We start from the raw sequence: 14,377 nt of genomic DNA, 5'->3' as shown, positions 1-14,377 counted from the left end.
CCCACGCGGCGAGCCCCGCCACCGCCTTCGCGCTCTCCCGGATCGCCGACGCGGACACCCTGCACCACACGCCGATCGGCGTGCTGCGGAACGTCACGCGCCCAGTCTACGACGAGCTGATGGACAGCCAGCTGGATCGGGCCATCGCCGAGAAGGGGCCGGGCGACCTCGCTGCGGTGATCGCCGGCAACGACACCTGGACGATCCGCTGACAGGGCCGCCTCGCAGTCCTTCCCCCCGTCAGCGCGCAGCATCCGCTGGTGCTCCAGGCCCTGCGGGGTCGACAGAGCCGCAACCGGATCCGCCGGTACCCTCTGGCCCGACAGCCCCCGAGCAGGGCTCTGGGAAGCCTCCGCACCGGCATCCGGCGGGTCAACCAGGCCGCAGCGCGTGGTGGCGGGCCGCCAGACCGACCGACCAGGGCGGCGGCCCGCCCCGCTCCGGGGACGGACGGTGACGATCCGGCAGCACAGCGACGAGCCGTCCACCCCTTCCCAGCCCGCGCCGCCCTCACACCTCCGTCGCGTGGACGTGCTCGTACAGTTGCTGTCGCCGTTCGCCGGGTCGTGGCCCGGGTCCTGACGCCACTCGCTCTTGTCCGGATGACCGAGCCCCTGTTCACGGAGGAGGAATGGGCCGCCGTCCAGGCGGCGATGGACGAGCGATCGGTGACCAAGGAACGCTCCAACGGGGCCTCACCGTGGCTGGGGGTGGTCCACTGCGACCGCTGCGAGGACCGGTTCTACCGGCAGGTGAACCTCGCGAAGAACGGCCGGATCTACGAGTACTACCGGTGCGCGAAGACGGCGGGCAAGCCGGCCTGCAAGGGCCAGTCCGTGAAGGGGGAGCGGGTCAGCGCCGCGATCGCTGGCCTGGTGGAGCGCCTGGCAGGCATGGCGATGACGGTGCGCAGGTTCATCCCCGGCGAGGACCACACCGAGCAGCTCAACCACGTCACCCAGGCCATGCGCGACCTGCGCGAGGAGAAACGCCGAGGCCTGTTCGACTACCCCGGCGGTGACGACGAATACTCCGAAGCCCTCGAAGTCCTCGTCGACGAACGCCGCCGCCTCGCCGCCCTCCCACAACGCCCCTCCGCTTGGTTCGAGGTCGAGACCGGCCAGACCTTCGCCGACGCCTGGGCCCAGGCCAACCAGGAACACCGCCGCCAGCTCCTCCTCGGCCTCAAAGCCCGCCTCTACATGACACCCGCTACCGATGGCTGGTACGTGCCCGCCGAACTCGAAGCGCGCGTAGGACAGCTGGAGTGCACTGGAAGTTCGGCGTAGGTGGGAAGATCGGGGATCGTCGTAGATGTGAAGCCAGCTGACCAACGGCAAGACATGGCCGTTCGGGTGCTGCGCGCTCGAAGGGGCTGACCCCCGAGAGCGCGGGGCCGACGTTGATGAGGATTCGCAAGAATCCCCATCGCCGTTCGTTCTCCAAGATCGTTGCGCTTTGCGGTGTCTGGGGAGGTGAGAGAGCGGCGCGTCAGTTCTGCCGGGCTCTTATCGCGGCGGTGCCCCGAGCGAGGTCGAAGGCGGCGACGGGGTTGCGCTCCTTCGTCCACGGCTCCGCGCCGCACCACGGGCCGATCAGACGGAACTGTTCCAGTGCGGCGTCGTAACGCCGTGCCTTGACCAGGTACTGCGCCAGTAGGTGCCGCAGTCGGTGGACACGCTGGTCTTCGTCGGGGACCTGGTTCAGTGACCGGGCGACGCTCTCCAGCAGGTCCTTGGCCGTGTGCGAGGAAGGGAGGGCCGAGAGGCCGGAGCGTCGGGCGAGTTCGTGCAACGCGTGCAGGTAGATCCCGGCGAGCGGGCTGCCAGCCGGTGCGTTGCGCGCGGCACGTTCGGCGAACTTCATCATCAGCTTGCGGCTGCCGGCCCACTTCGCGCACCAGTACTCCAGGGCCTGGCAGTGGCCCGCGTAGTGGTAGGGGGCGCGTGTGACGAGCTCCTTCCAGAGGGGGCGGAACTCGTCGTGCTCGTACCGGAGTCCGCGGGCGGCGGTGACCATGACCACCCAGGGGCCGGGGTCTTTGGGCGCGAGCGGGGCGGCCTTCCGCGCGGCCTCCATCGCGGCGTTCAGCTGGACCATGAACCGGGCCATCCGGCCGGCGGGAACGTCGTGGGCGTATCCGTCACCGCGTATCGCCCACGCGCGGTGGACAAGCAACTGGGCGTGGACGGTGGCGGCGGTACAGTCGTCCGGTCGGGCCCGGAGCCAGTCGTCCAGCCAGGTGTCGCCCTCGTCGGCGATCTGCTGCAGGACTTCCAGCCGGGACCAGCGTTCGTCCCAGTCCTGGCCCGCGGCGTCTACATAGGCGGCCGCCGGCCGCCAATCACCTTCCCGCGCGTCGTGCGCGATGGCCTGTATCTCCTTGGAGCGGTCCGCGGACGGGGGCTGCCCGGCCCGGTGCGCGTCGAACTGTTCACGAGGTGGGAGCCCATGGACGGCCGGGTCGAACCGGGCACGGACCCAGAACGTCAGGCCGACCCGCCTCAGGCGAGGGCCGACCCGATAGACGAGCCCGGGAGCGACAGCCAGGGCGATCAGGAGGAGGAATGTCACGACCGTGATCATCCCGGGGGATCATCACAGATGACAACGGCCGTCATCGCGGAGCCGCCAGCGGGCGGGGTGGGGAACCACACTGAGCAGGTCTGGCCAACCCTCAAGTAGGGGCGGCCAGTTTAAGGGAGCCCACGCCGCTCCGTGATCTGCTCGGCGTCATCAGGCAGCGCTACCCGAACCTGCGACTGGAATGCGTCGAGGACTCTGGCATCACTCCTTCGAGTGACGCCAGGCCGAACTGACAGCCGGTGCGGAGGTGGGCGGGCTCAACTCGTTTCGTTCAAGCGGGTTCCCGAGGCGTTGGTGGCCGTGCTGCGCGTGTTCGGCATCGCCTGACGGCAGGACGGGCGTCGAGGTGGAGTTCGTCGTGCCCGGCACGCCTTCCGCGGTGGTTTGCCCTGGCGTCGGCCCAGCCGCCAGGATGTCCTCTGAGTGGGTGAGGGTACGGAGAGGTGGCCCGGAGCATGCGGCAGACGACGGAGCACCAGCTCAAGATCGTGCTCCGTGGCACGAAGCCCCCGCTGTGGCGCCGCGTCGTACTGGCGTCCGACATCACGCTGGGCAGTCTGCACGAGGTGATCCAGCGGGCGTTCGGCTGGACCGAGAGCCATCTGCACGGCTTCGAGGACGGTCTGGGCCGGGAGTACGGTCCGGCCGATGCAGCGGAGGAGTCGTACTTCGGGAGCGTTGACGAGGAGTCGATCTCCGTGGCGGATGTCCTCTCGGAGGTCGGCGATCGCCTTGACTACACCTACGACTTCGGTGATGACTGGGTCCATCGGGTCACCGCGGAGAAGGTCCTGCCGGCCGGGAGCGGGGAGCGTGCGGCCCGCTGCGTGGGGGGCCGCCGGGCCGATCCGCCCGCCGAGGGCATCGGCGGGGTCCGGGGCATGGAGACCGTTCTGGCAATGCTCGCGGATCCTGAGTCGGCGGACTCCGAGGAGGTGTTCGCGGACCTGGTGGGGGAACTGCGCGAGCGTGGCCATGACCCGGCCGCCTTCGATGCCCGGGAGGTCAGCCGCGCCCTGGAGTCGCTGGCGCTGCGCACTCCCGATCCGGCCGGTCGGCGCCGCAGCGGCGGGAAGGATCGCGCCCTCGTGCGGCGCGACGGTCCTCGTCTCACCGGAGCGGATCTGGCGCACTGCACGTGTGGCCAGTGCCGCGTGGGGTACCAGGTGCGGTCGAGTCTCGATCTCGGGGGCTTTCCGGACGGTGAGGCCGAGCCGCAGCTGCTGCCTGCGGTATCGCTGCCGCCCCGCGCGGAGCTCGCTGCCACGGCTCGCACGGTCCCGCTGTTCCTTTTCGCGCGCGGCGAGGAGACGGGCGGGCATGACGGGCTGACCACGCTGTGGCTGACGGTCGACACGTTCGCCGCGATGACCGACCCGGACGTGCGCGAGCTCACCGAGTTCGTCGGCGAGGCGGACGGTGAGCTGTGTGCCACACTCTCCCCGGTGGCCGACGAGCTGTGGCGCAGCGGACATCCGTCCGCCGCCGACGTGCTCACCGCACTGGGCGACGCGCTGCGCGACGTCGACAAGAAGCTGGCCAAGCGCCTGCGCACCTCGGCCAACAAGGCCAGGTCGCGCCGGTGACACACGACGGAACCGAAGGGGCGTTCCCGGTATGGCTCGCGTGACAGTCAAGGTGCCGAGGCAGCGCGCTCTGCCGCCCCTTGCCGCTCCGGAGGCCGTGTCGTGGGTGACCGGGCTGTTCGGCGGCGGCTGGGCCGCGGTGTTCCTGCCCGAGGAAGTGGCCCGCCATGGACGGTTGTTCCTGTGGCGAGCCGCCGACGCCAAGGCCGCCCCGGCGTCGCAGCCCCCGGCCGGCGCCGACGCACGCTCGGCCGAACTGGTGCTGCCGCACGGACGCTCGGTGCGCCGCCGTACCGTCCCGGGCTTTGCGGTCGAGGCCGCCGTCGCCCTGCCCGCGTTGCTCTCCGCCGACGCCGGGCACCCCTCCGTCCCCGCCTGGGCCGCCGCCGCGCGACTCGCCCTGGCACTGCTCGGCGACGGCCGCCTCTACCCGGGGCTCAGCCCCGAGGGGTACGACACCTGGCGGGCCGGGCCGTACGACGCCGGGCACCGTCAGGCCCTGGACGAGCTGGCTGCCGCCTTCCCACCGCACGCCCACTGCCTGCCGCAGCCGGGGCCAGCGCCGCTGCGCATCGCCGAGCCCGCCCCGCTCCTGCGAGCCTTCTGCGACGCCGTGGCCGACACCCTGGCCCGTACGCCGGCCGCGCCGCTCGCGGTCGGCGAACTCCCGTACGCCTGGCGGGAAGTCCGGCCCCTGCCCCAACTGCGTTCCTGGGCCGAGGAGCTGGAAGCATCACTGGTCGCCGATGTCTCGGTGTCACTGCGGGTCGACCCACCTGAGAGCCGCCGGAAGCAGTTCCGCGCCGTGCTCCAGCTCCACACCGCCCAGGACCCCGCCCTGGTGTTGGAGGCAGGCCAGGCATGGGCCGACCCGGCGGCCGCCCAGCGGCTGCTCGGCCCGCGTGCCGAGACGGAGATGCTGCTGGCTCTGCGGCGCGGCGCCCGCGCCTGGGCGCCGCTGGGCCGGCTGCTCCAGGACGCCGCGCCCGACCAGCTGCGGCTGACCGACGACGAGGCGCTTGAGCTGCTGGGCGATGCCACCGACGCGCTGGGCGCCGCGGGCATCGCCGTGCACTGGCCGCGCGAGCTGGTGAAGGCACTCACCGCGCAGGCGGTGATCGGGCAGCACACCGCCCCGGGCAGTACCGCCGGCGGCCTGCTGGACACCGACACGCTGCTCGACTTCCGCTGGCAAGTCTCGCTCGGCGGCGAGGAGCTGACCGAGGCCGAGATGGACGCCCTGGCCGAGTCACGTCGTCCGCTGATCCGGCTGCGCGACCAGTGGGTGATCGCCGACCCGAAGCTGGTGGCCCGTGCCAAGCGCCGTCGGATGGAGCCGCTCAGCCCGATGGACGCGCTCACCGCGGCGCTGACCGGGGAGACCGAGTACGACGGCGAGCCCGTTCCCTGCCTGGCGGTCGGCGCGCTCGGCGAGCTGGTGGCCCGTATCCGCGACCCCGAGACGAAACGCGCCGTCGAACAGCCGCCCGCGCTCAAGGCCACCCTGCGCGACTACCAGCGGCGGGGCCTCGCCTGGCTTGCGCACATGTGCGAGCTGGGGCTGGGCGGCTGCCTCGCCGATGACATGGGCCTCGGCAAGACCATCACCCTCCTCGCCCTGCACCTGCACCGCCAGGCGGATCCGGTGACGGCCGGACCGACCCTGGTGGTCTGCCCGGCCTCGCTGCTCGGCAACTGGCAGCGCGAGGCCGAGAAGTTCGCGCCCGGTACCCCCGTACGCCGGTACCACGGCGGCGGACGGCACCTCGACGAGGTGGCCGGCGACGAGATCGTGCTGGTGACGTACGGGGTGCTGCGCCGGGACCGGGAGCGCCTGGCGGAGGTCGGCTGGGGACTGCTGGCGGCCGACGAGGCGCAGCACGTCAAGAATCCCTACAGCACCACCGCCCGCGAGCTCCGCGCCCTGCCGGGCCGGGCCCGCGTCGCGCTCACCGGTACCCCGGTCGAGAACAACCTCTCCGAGCTGTGGGCCCTGCTGGACTGGACCACGCCGGGGCTGCTCGGATCCCTGCCCGCGTTCCGCGAGCGCCACGCGCGGGCGGTGGAGTCCGGCGAGGACCCGGAGGCCGCCGAGCGGCTCTCCCGTCTGGTGCGGCCCTTCCTGTTGCGCCGCAAGAAGAGCGACCCCGGTATCGCCCCCGAGCTGCCGGCGAAGACCGAGACCGAGCGCATCGTCCAGCTCACCGCCGAACAGGCCTCGCTGTACGAGGCCGTGGTGCGCGAGACCATGGAGCGCATCCGCGAGAGCGAAGGCATCACCCGCCGCGGCCTGGTGCTCAAACTGCTCACCGGACTCAAGCAGATCTGCAACCACCCCGCGCAGTACCTGCGCCAGGCTGGGCCGCTGACCGGGCGCTCCGGCAAGCTCGACGTCCTCGACGAGTTGCTCGACACGATCGTCGCCGAGGGGGAGTCGGCGCTGGTCTTCACCCAGTACACGCAGATGGCCAAGCTGATCGAACATCATCTCGTGCAGCGCGGGATGGCCCCGCTGTACCTGCACGGCGGCACCCCGGTGGCCCGGCGCGAGGAGATGGTGGCCGCGTTCCAGGCGGGGGAGGTCCCGGTCTTCCTGCTGTCGCTCAAGGCGGCCGGTACCGGGCTCAACCTCACCCGCGCGACCCATGTGGTGCACTACGACCGCTGGTGGAACCCGGCCGTCGAGGACCAGGCCACCGACCGCGCCTACCGGATCGGCCAGGACCGGCCGGTGCAGGTCCACAAACTGGTGGCCGAGGGCACCGTGGAGGACAAGGTGGCCCGGCTCCTGGAGAGCAAGCGTGCTCTGGCCGAGGCCGTGGTCGGCTCCGGCGAGGCCGCGCTGACCGAGCTGGGCGACGACGAACTGGCCGAACTGGTGGCCCTGAGGAGGCAGTCATGAGCGAGCGATGGGGGCACCCCGGCCGGAGGCTGGGGGAGCGAATGATCGAGAGGTGCGCGTGGGCGAATGCCCCTGTCGAGCGAAGCGAGACGGGCGCATGAGCCCGGCGACCCGTCGAGCACCCACCCGAGGCTCCCGCGCGTTCGCCGCCACCTGGTGGGGCCAGGCCTGGGTCACCGCCCTGGAGGACTCCACCCTCGACTCCGGCCGGCTGGCCCGAGGCCGCACCTACGCCCGCAAGGGCATGGTCGGTCAGGTCGTGGTCGCACCCGGGCAGATGAAGGCCCCGGTGCAGGGCAGCCGCCCCCGGCCCTACCGCTCCGCCGTGCACGTCCCTCCGCTCACGGACCGTCAGTGGGACACCCTGCTCGACGCGATCGCCACCCGGGCCGGCCACGTGGCCGCACTGCTGGACGGCGAGATGCCCGCGGAACTGGTCGAGGACACGCGCACCGCGGGCGTACCCCTGCTGCCCGCGCCCACCGAGCTCGACCCCGAGTGCAGCTGCCCCGACTGGGGCTACCCGTGCAAGCACGCCGCCGCGCTGTGCTACGCGATCGCCGCCCGCATCGACGAGGACCCGTTCGTGCTCTTCGCCCTGCGCGGCCGGGACCGCGAGCAGGTCTTCACCGCCCTGCGCGAGCGGCGGACGGCCGAACGGCCCGCTGCCCAGGAGGTCCCGGCGGGGATCCCGGCCGCTGCCGCGTACGCGCGCTGGACGCAGGAACAGCCCGGTCTGCCGCAGCCGCGCCTGCCCGAGGCCCGGTCCGCCGCGAGACCCGCGGACGGCCGGCTGCCCGCCGATCCCCCCACGGGATCGGGGCTCACCAGCGGCGACCTCGAACGCCTCACCGCCGACACCGCCGCCCGCGCCCGATCGCTTCTCGCCGGGGACCACTCGTCCCTCGCACTCGCCCAACGCCAGGACGCGGTACGTCTGACCGCCACCCAACGCGACCCCGACTGGTTCCACGGACTACAGGCCGGTACCGGACTGCGCCCCCTGGAGCTCGCCCGGCTCACCCGAGCCTGGCGCCACGGTGGCGCGGTCGGGATGGCCGTCGCCGAGGAGCCCGGGCCGGCCGACCCGGCCGTCATGGCCTCGGCCCGCACCGCGGTGACCGAGGCGCTCACCGACATGGCACCCCGGGATGCCCCGGGCGCCCCGACGCCACTGCGGGCCTGGCGCAACCGCCTCACCCTCGGCGACACCGGCCTCCAGCTCCGCCTCGGCCCGGACGGCCGCTGGTACCCGTACCGGCGGGAGAACGGCGACTGGTGGCCGTGCGCCCCGGCAGAAGCCGACCCGGTCGCCGCACTCACCACCGCCTGGGAACGCTGACGGCGGGGCGGCGCACGCCCTCGTCGTCAGCTCCTCTCGCGTCCGCCGGAGACCGAGCATGCCGTTCGGACCGAGATCGATGCGTGAGCCGAAGACGCGGCTGATCAGTCGGGGTGCGGTTCGTTTCGAGTGACGGCCGCGATCAAGCGGTGAGGGTGTAGTTGTGCTGGTCGGGCGCTGGGTAGAGGCGTTCGTGCTCGCGGGCGGCGTGGAAGCGCCAGTAAGGGTCGAGGTCGCCGTTGGAGACGAGGGCGCGCAGTCGTAGGACGGCTTCCGCTCCGTGCAGGCCCCAGCGGGCGCCGGTGATGTCGAGGCGGTCGGCGATCAGGTGGCGGCAGGCGCCCTCGACGGCGCCGGCGGCGATCGGCCAGCCGTTTTCGAGTGCCGTGTCGTATCGGAGCTGGTCGAGGTGGCCGGTCAGGTAGCGCTCGCAGGCGTTGACGGCCTCGCGCCGGGCGGCTGATAGGTGTTCCCGGTCCGCGTGGGCGGTCATCTCGGCGGCGGCGCGGGCGGTGTGGCACGCGAGGATCGTGGTCAGATGGTCGGCCGCCCAGGCCTCGGCCTCGGTGGTGCCGGGTTTGTGGAAGGCGTGGGCGGCAGCCCACACGTACTCGGCCATGTGCACGAAGTCCAGCAGCACGTGGACCTTGACGCCGCGTCGAGCGGCCTCGGCGGTGATCAGGTCAAGCTGGTGGCGGGCGCCGTCGACCAGGACGACCCACGGGCGTAGGTGCTTGGGATCGCGGGCCTGGGCTTGGTCGAAGGCGTCGGCGATGACTCCCCCAGAGGGGGTACCCCCAGTTCGGGCGGGCGGACCGGGGAGGCGGTGCACCACTTGTTCTCAGCCTTCGGCCCCGGGCGGGCGGGGCGTTCGCCGCTGCGGCCGCCGGGTGGGTGGATCACGTCGTGTGGGCGTCTGGGGGCGGGCCGGGTGTCGAAGACGCAGGCCACGGTGGCCATCCGCTTGCGGTTGGGCTTCTCGCCCGGCGCGAGCCGTGCGCGATGGCCGGTGGCGGCCCGGCGGGTGGCTTCGCGCAGGACTTCCGGGCGTGGATGACCCGAGTCCTCGCCGACGACCTACCCGCCCTCCACTCCCTGGTCGCCGGCCTCCGCCGCGACCAGGACGCCGTCGTCGCCGGACTGTCCAGCACCTGGAGCTCGGGCCAGGTCGAAGGCCATGTCACGCGAATCATTCTGTGGAATCAGCGATGTCAAGCCGTGTGCTTGTGCATCACGTCGAGGTAGTGACGGTCTCGGTGAGGCACGTGGTTGTCCCGGCCCGGGAGGCTGAAGACCGCGTAGACGGCAGCGGGCCGGGTGAGGATGCTGGACTGCTGGCCGAAGGTGAGGGTGTCGTTGACGTGATGCTCACAGCCTGCGGTGTCCAGGGCCGTGACCAGTTCCTCGCGGAGCACAGTGGCCTCGAACGACTCTGATTCGGGCAGGACGAGAGCGGGGAGCTTCGCTGTCGAACCGGGCCAGAGGTGGAGCCAGATGCCGCTGACCGCCCGCTGGGTGACCTCCAGCTTGAGTTCGCCCCAGGAGTACGGGTAGCCGTCGATGTCGGGCCCCTTCATGAGGATGGCGGGGTGCGGCCGCCCCGGGCCGAGGAGGTTCTCAGCCTCGGCCAGGGGCATTCCGCAGTGAAGCGGACCGATCCTGCCGGTTCGGGCGAAGTCGACGAGCACGTTCGTCAAGGTCACGGCAGTGACTGTGTCACTTTCCCGGGCCTGTGCGCACTCCGATATCAGCGCGGTGCGAAGCCCGTCCCGCCTTGTCGGACGCCGACGAGCGGCAGAAGGCGGGCCGTCACCGGCACATCCAGTTCGCGTGGTGTCGGGCCGGCCGGCGCAGCCCTCGGGGTGGGAGTTGAGGTAGAGGAAGCCGCGGTTGCCGGGCTTGATCTCGCGGAGGGGCATCGGTTGTCCTTCGTGCCTGGTGACGAGCGTGCGCCGCCGGCACCGGGCGCCGGCCCGACGGCGTCCGTCCTCGAAGGAAAGCGGCCACGGGCTCGCTCGGGGCCGGCGAGGCCTCCATCCTGTCGGGTCGGCTGGTGCGGGTATGTGGCGACATGAGCCAGGGTCCGCCCGCGAATCCTGCCGGCGCCGTCCTTGCGTACGTGGCGCCTCCGTGAGCGACGGCCTGTCACCTGCGGATTCGGGTGAGGACGGTTCGCCGGAACGGCTCTGCGTGGCTGATTGACTGCCCCCGGGCCGGACCGGAGGCTGAAATCGAATCTGATATAACGTCAGATTTGCTTCTCCGATGGAGGATTGCTGTGAGACAGAGACTGATTCCCCGCCGCACCAGACCCCTGATGGCGCTGCTCGGAACGCTGGCGCTGGCGGCGGGCGGGCTCGCCCCCGCGGCGGCCGCGTACGAGCGGGGAGGTCCGCAGGTGCTGCTCGTGTGCAACGGCACCACCGTCGCCTGCCCGAGCAGCTCGGCGCATCAGTACGGGACCATCCAGGCCGCCGTCGACGCCGCACGCAGCGGTGACTGGGTGCTGGTCTGGCCCGGCGTCTACCACGAGAAGGCCACCGGCGAGGCCGGCGTGCTGATCGCCACGCCCGGCGTCCACCTCCGCGGGCTCGACCGCAACCGGGTGGTCGTCGACGGCAGCAACGGCAGCGCGGCGCAGCCCTGCCCGGCCGACCCCGCGCTGCAGGACACCACCGGCCGCAGTGGCGTCGTCGTCGCCAAGGCCGACGACGTCTCCATCGAGAACCTCACCGTCTGCAACTACCTCTCCGGCGGCGGCAACGGCGGCAACGAGATCTGGTGGAACGGCGGCGACGGCAGCGGGCAGATCGGTCTGCACGGCTACCGCGGCGCCTACTTGACCGCGACCTCCGGCTACGGCGCGGCCGACCCGAACGCGTCGATGGCGCAGTACGGGATCTTCGCGTCCAACGCGACGGGCCCGGCGGAGATCGCACACACCTACGCGTCCAACATGGGCGACTCCGACTACTACGTGGGCGCGTGCCGCGACATCTGCGGCGTGACACTCCTCGACGCGCACGGACAGAACTCGGCGATCGGCTTCTCCGGGACCAACTCGGGCGGCTACACCATCAAGGACTCCGAGTTCGACCACAACCGCACCGGGATCGTGGCCAACTCGCTCAACAACGACGACGCGCCCCCGCCCCAGAACGGCAGCTGCCCCGGTGCACCGCAGCGCTCGTGCACGTTCATCGAGCGCAACTTCATCCACGACAACAACAACCCGAACGCCCCGCTCTCCGGGCTGGCGGGCGCCATCGGTGCGGGCATCGAGATCTCGGGCGGCCACGGCGACACCGTCCGCGGCAACCGCATCCAGCAGCAGGGCAGTTGGGGCGTCGTCCTGCACGACTTCCCGGACAGCGAGACACCGCCGCCGGTCAGCAGCTGCCAGGGCGGGACGCAGCTGCCCGGCGTCTGCGTGTTCACGTCCTACGGGAACGTTGTGGCGGCCAACGAGTTCAGCCGGAACGGCTTCTTCGGCAACCCGACCAACGCGGACGTCGCCAACGAGTCGACGACGGCGCCGCACAACTGCTTCTACGGGAACCACGGGACCGGCGGCACCGCCCTCACCAGCGACCCGGAGTCGATCCAGAGCGGCACTGTGGACGGCCCGCCGTGCGGCAAGGGCGCGGGCGTCGGCGACGACCAGTTGCTCTTCGCCGAGCTGGTGTGCGCGGCGGGCTTCGGCCCGTGCCCGATCCCGGACGCCGCCTATCCGCAGCGCACCGGCCTCGACCTGGCGCCGCTCAAGGCGCAGGTGAGCATGGAGCGTCCGTGCACGGGGCTGCCGAGGAACGCGTTCTGCGAGTAGTCGTTTCGTGAGTGGTTGCCCCCAACACACTTTCCAACAAGGCGCGCGGTGTTCTGGCGGGCGCCGGGTTGCACACTCCTAGGCGTGTGGGGGCGAAGAACGTCGAAGGGGCGGACACGCGCTGCGCGTCCGCCCCTTCGACGTTCGTGGTAGCGGGGACAGGATTTGAACCTGCGACCTCTGGGTTATGAGCCCAGCGAGCTACCGAGCTGCTCCACCCCGCGTCGGTGAGTCCGAGTCTACGGCACCAATCAGTGATCACAAACTCGATTCCTGAACGGCCGGCGCCCGCGGGCTCAGTGAGCGAGTTGTGGGGCGAGAGTCGGCGAGGGCTGCGGCACTTCGCCGAAGTCCTCGTCGTCGCACAGGACCGTCAGCCGGTTGATGACGGCCTCGAGGGCTGCGGGGAGTCGAGGGTGAAGGCCTTCGTGGCAGCGGGCGAGTGTCTCGCCGGACGTCGTCGGGCAGCAGCGGGGCGAGCGCGTGGAAGGTGCGCGGGGTCCGCGGCTTGGTCGGGAAGCTCTCGGCACATCAGCAGGTACTCGGCCAGCTCGCGGGTGTAGGCATCGATCGTGCGGGGCGCACGACCGAGATCCGTCCAGATCGTCAGCCAGGTTGCCGCCTGCTCGCGCCGGCCGAGCACCGGCCACTTCTCCGTCAGCACCGTCGTGCCGCTCAACACATCTCCCAAGTCCGTGGTTGCACCGGAGAGACGTGATCACCCCGGCAGATTCCACGTAACTTTTAAGCTCCTCAAGCGCAAGGGCTATGGCCGCGCCAACCTCGACCTGCTCCGTCGACGCATACTCCTCGCGTCCTGACCCAGTCCGCTCCCGATCACACGATCGCACCCCTCGCGCCGCGCTGTCGGACGCATGGGCGAGGATCTGCGTCATGACGGTGACTGCTGCTGACTACCTGTGGTTCGAGGACAGATTCCCAGACCTGGCCGAGGCGTACTGCTTCACGCTCGTGAACGACCTCGCGCCCTCCGAGCTGCTGCAACGCCTCAATGGAGAAGAACACCCCGCGCTGACCGGAGTGACAGCGGTCGTCGAGGCCGCCTACGACCTGGGCGACACGCAGCAGCTGATCGCGATGACCGCCATCGACTCATGGACCTTGATGATCGAGCCGAACGGCTATCTCGGTGTCAGCGAGGAACGGGCTTTGCCAGCCTCCGCAGGAACTACCTGGGTCTCGCACTTCTGCAACATCAACGGCGTGGACTCATTCCTCTGGGCCGAGGACGCCACGATGCGCTTGGTCTTCGAGCCGATGTTCCCCGATTCCCGTTGGGGCAGCACCCCCGATGACCAACTGAAGACGATGCGCCGCGTCGGCTTCCACTTCGGCACCGAAGAGCCGGAGATGGACCAGTCAGTGGCCGCAGCCTTCGCCCTCGCGGACATGATGACCAAGGTCCGTCTGACGCCAGAGATCCTTGAGACATCCCCATTCACCTGCGGGTCCGTCAAGATCCGCTGATCACAGCAGGACCTTGCTTATCGAGGTTCGGCAGGACTCTGATCACAAGATCTTCGACAGAGCCGAATTCCCGTGACGCTCAAGCGGCCGAAACTGGGGAAATGCATGACCGCTGACATTACTGACTTCGGCTCGTCAGGGTGAGGTTGGGGTGTCGAGGGTCAGGCCGGTGCCGGCTATGAAGCCGTTGAGGGTTTCGGGACGGTATCGGAGGCGTTTGAGCCGGTTGCGCACGGCCGCGCTGCGCCGGCTGCTGGACCTCCTGCTCGCCACGGTGCGCAGCGCGGTGCGGGAACTGGAGCCCGGTGACGAGCTGCCCGATCCGCTGCATGAGCCGTCCGTCTCCGCCCTCGCTCTGGAAGGCGGGAGCCGAGGCATCCGGGACTGGCTCAACTCCGCCCGCTCCCTGACCCTCGGCGCCATCGACGCCGCATTCTCCACGGCCGGGCTCGCGCGCCCGGCCGTGGATCTCATTGTCACGCTGACCGCGGTTCTGGAGGACTGGGGGGGCGACGCAGCAGTTGCGGGCAATGCTCGACAGCGCTGCCACCACGTCGCGATAGCAGGAGGACCTCGCCCTTCTCGCGCGGATCCGGTACGTGCAGGGTGATCTGTGCCTGATTGCGGGGGGGGGGGGGAGAGTACCA

10 protein-coding genes, 1 tRNA gene and 2 pseudogenes are annotated in these 14,377 nt (G+C 70.9%); 8 read left to right on the top strand and 5 right to left on the bottom strand.

Annotation, left to right across the window (positions count from 1 at the left end; genetic code table 11):
- Together ACFQ87_RS33850 and ACFQ87_RS33845 are read left to right on the top strand one after the other, a co-directional pair.
- Positions 1-212: pseudogene (locus tag ACFQ87_RS33850) on the top strand (2-oxoacid:ferredoxin oxidoreductase subunit beta); the annotation flags it as partial.
- A 390-nt stretch (positions 213-602) separates the two neighbouring features.
- The gene (locus ACFQ87_RS33845; protein ID WP_380614731.1) at positions 603-1,289 is read left to right on the top strand and encodes a recombinase zinc beta ribbon domain-containing protein; all 687 of its coding nucleotides are present in this window, start codon (positions 603-605) and stop codon (positions 1,287-1,289) included.
- A gap of 202 nt (positions 1,290-1,491) precedes the next feature.
- Here ACFQ87_RS33845 and ACFQ87_RS33840 read toward each other — a convergent pair whose 3' ends face one another.
- A complete protein-coding gene (locus ACFQ87_RS33840; RefSeq protein WP_380614730.1) occupies positions 1,492-2,574 on the bottom strand; it encodes a hypothetical protein in 1,083 nt (360 codons plus the stop codon).
- Between the two features lie 467 nt (positions 2,575-3,041).
- Here ACFQ87_RS33840 and ACFQ87_RS33835 point away from each other — a divergent pair, with 467 nt between their 5' ends.
- The 3 genes from ACFQ87_RS33835 to ACFQ87_RS33825 all read left to right on the top strand — a co-directional run bounded on the left by ACFQ87_RS33835 (position 3,042) and on the right by ACFQ87_RS33825 (position 8,416).
- Positions 3,042-4,172 (top strand): plasmid pRiA4b ORF-3 family protein, encoded by a 1,131-nt coding sequence (locus tag ACFQ87_RS33835; protein ID WP_380614729.1) that lies wholly within the window; start codon positions 3,042-3,044, stop codon positions 4,170-4,172.
- A gap of 31 nt (positions 4,173-4,203) precedes the next feature.
- Positions 4,204-7,074: a DEAD/DEAH box helicase gene (locus tag ACFQ87_RS33830; protein WP_380614728.1), complete on the top strand. Its 2,871-nt coding sequence runs from the start codon at positions 4,204-4,206 to the stop codon at positions 7,072-7,074.
- Positions 7,075-7,171: 97 nt separating this feature from the next.
- The gene (locus ACFQ87_RS33825; RefSeq protein WP_380614727.1) at positions 7,172-8,416 is read left to right on the top strand and encodes an SWIM zinc finger family protein; all 1,245 of its coding nucleotides are present in this window, start codon (positions 7,172-7,174) and stop codon (positions 8,414-8,416) included.
- A 142-nt stretch (positions 8,417-8,558) separates the two neighbouring features.
- On the opposite strand, the pseudogene ACFQ87_RS33820 reads toward ACFQ87_RS33825, so the two are convergent.
- Positions 8,559-9,466, bottom strand: a pseudogene (locus ACFQ87_RS33820) (ISKra4 family transposase); the annotation flags it as partial.
- Between the two features lie 161 nt (positions 9,467-9,627).
- A complete protein-coding gene (locus ACFQ87_RS33815; protein WP_380614726.1) occupies positions 9,628-10,119 on the bottom strand; it encodes a hypothetical protein in 492 nt (163 codons plus the stop codon).
- A gap of 575 nt (positions 10,120-10,694) precedes the next feature.
- Between ACFQ87_RS33815 and ACFQ87_RS33810 the strand changes: the two genes are divergently transcribed.
- Positions 10,695-12,242, top strand: a complete 1,548-nt coding sequence (locus ACFQ87_RS33810) for a hypothetical protein (RefSeq protein ID WP_380614725.1) — start codon at positions 10,695-10,697, stop codon at positions 12,240-12,242.
- Between the two features lie 147 nt (positions 12,243-12,389).
- On the opposite strand, the gene ACFQ87_RS33805 is transcribed toward ACFQ87_RS33810, so the two are convergent.
- A tRNA-Met gene (locus ACFQ87_RS33805) sits at positions 12,390-12,466 on the bottom strand.
- 149 nt (positions 12,467-12,615) lie between these two features.
- Positions 12,616-12,921, bottom strand: a complete 306-nt coding sequence (locus tag ACFQ87_RS33800; protein WP_380614724.1) for a hypothetical protein — start codon at positions 12,919-12,921, stop codon at positions 12,616-12,618.
- Between the two features lie 215 nt (positions 12,922-13,136).
- Here ACFQ87_RS33800 and ACFQ87_RS33795 point away from each other — a divergent pair, with 215 nt between their 5' ends.
- Positions 13,137-13,730 (top strand): DUF6461 domain-containing protein, encoded by a 594-nt coding sequence (locus tag ACFQ87_RS33795; RefSeq protein WP_380614723.1) that lies wholly within the window; start codon positions 13,137-13,139, stop codon positions 13,728-13,730.
- 226 nt (positions 13,731-13,956) lie between these two features.
- Positions 13,957-14,340: a hypothetical protein gene (locus ACFQ87_RS33790; RefSeq protein WP_380614722.1), complete on the top strand. Its 384-nt coding sequence runs from the start codon at positions 13,957-13,959 to the stop codon at positions 14,338-14,340.
- Positions 14,341-14,377 lie beyond the last annotated feature (37 nt).

The sequence above is a fragment of the Kitasatospora sp. NPDC056531 genome (assembly GCF_042794375.1).
Classification (GTDB): Bacteria; Actinomycetota; Actinomycetes; order Streptomycetales; family Streptomycetaceae; genus Kitasatospora.
The sequence above is the reverse complement of the archived record's forward strand: the minus strand, read 5'-3'. Positions and strand labels throughout refer to the sequence as shown.

Bases quoted from the DNA above. Each gene is read 5' to 3' on its own strand.
- ACFQ87_RS33845 (WP_380614731.1), top strand. From the start codon at position 603: ATGACCGAGCCCCTGTTCACGGAGGAGGAATGGGCCGCCGTCCAGGCG.
- ACFQ87_RS33835 (WP_380614729.1), top strand. From the start codon at position 3,042: ATGCGGCAGACGACGGAGCACCAGCTCAAGATCGTGCTCCGTGGCACG.
- ACFQ87_RS33830 (WP_380614728.1), top strand. From the start codon at position 4,204: ATGGCTCGCGTGACAGTCAAGGTGCCGAGGCAGCGCGCTCTGCCGCCC.
- ACFQ87_RS33825 (WP_380614727.1), top strand. From the start codon at position 7,172: ATGAGCCCGGCGACCCGTCGAGCACCCACCCGAGGCTCCCGCGCGTTC.
- ACFQ87_RS33795 (WP_380614723.1), top strand. From the start codon at position 13,137: ATGACGGTGACTGCTGCTGACTACCTGTGGTTCGAGGACAGATTCCCA.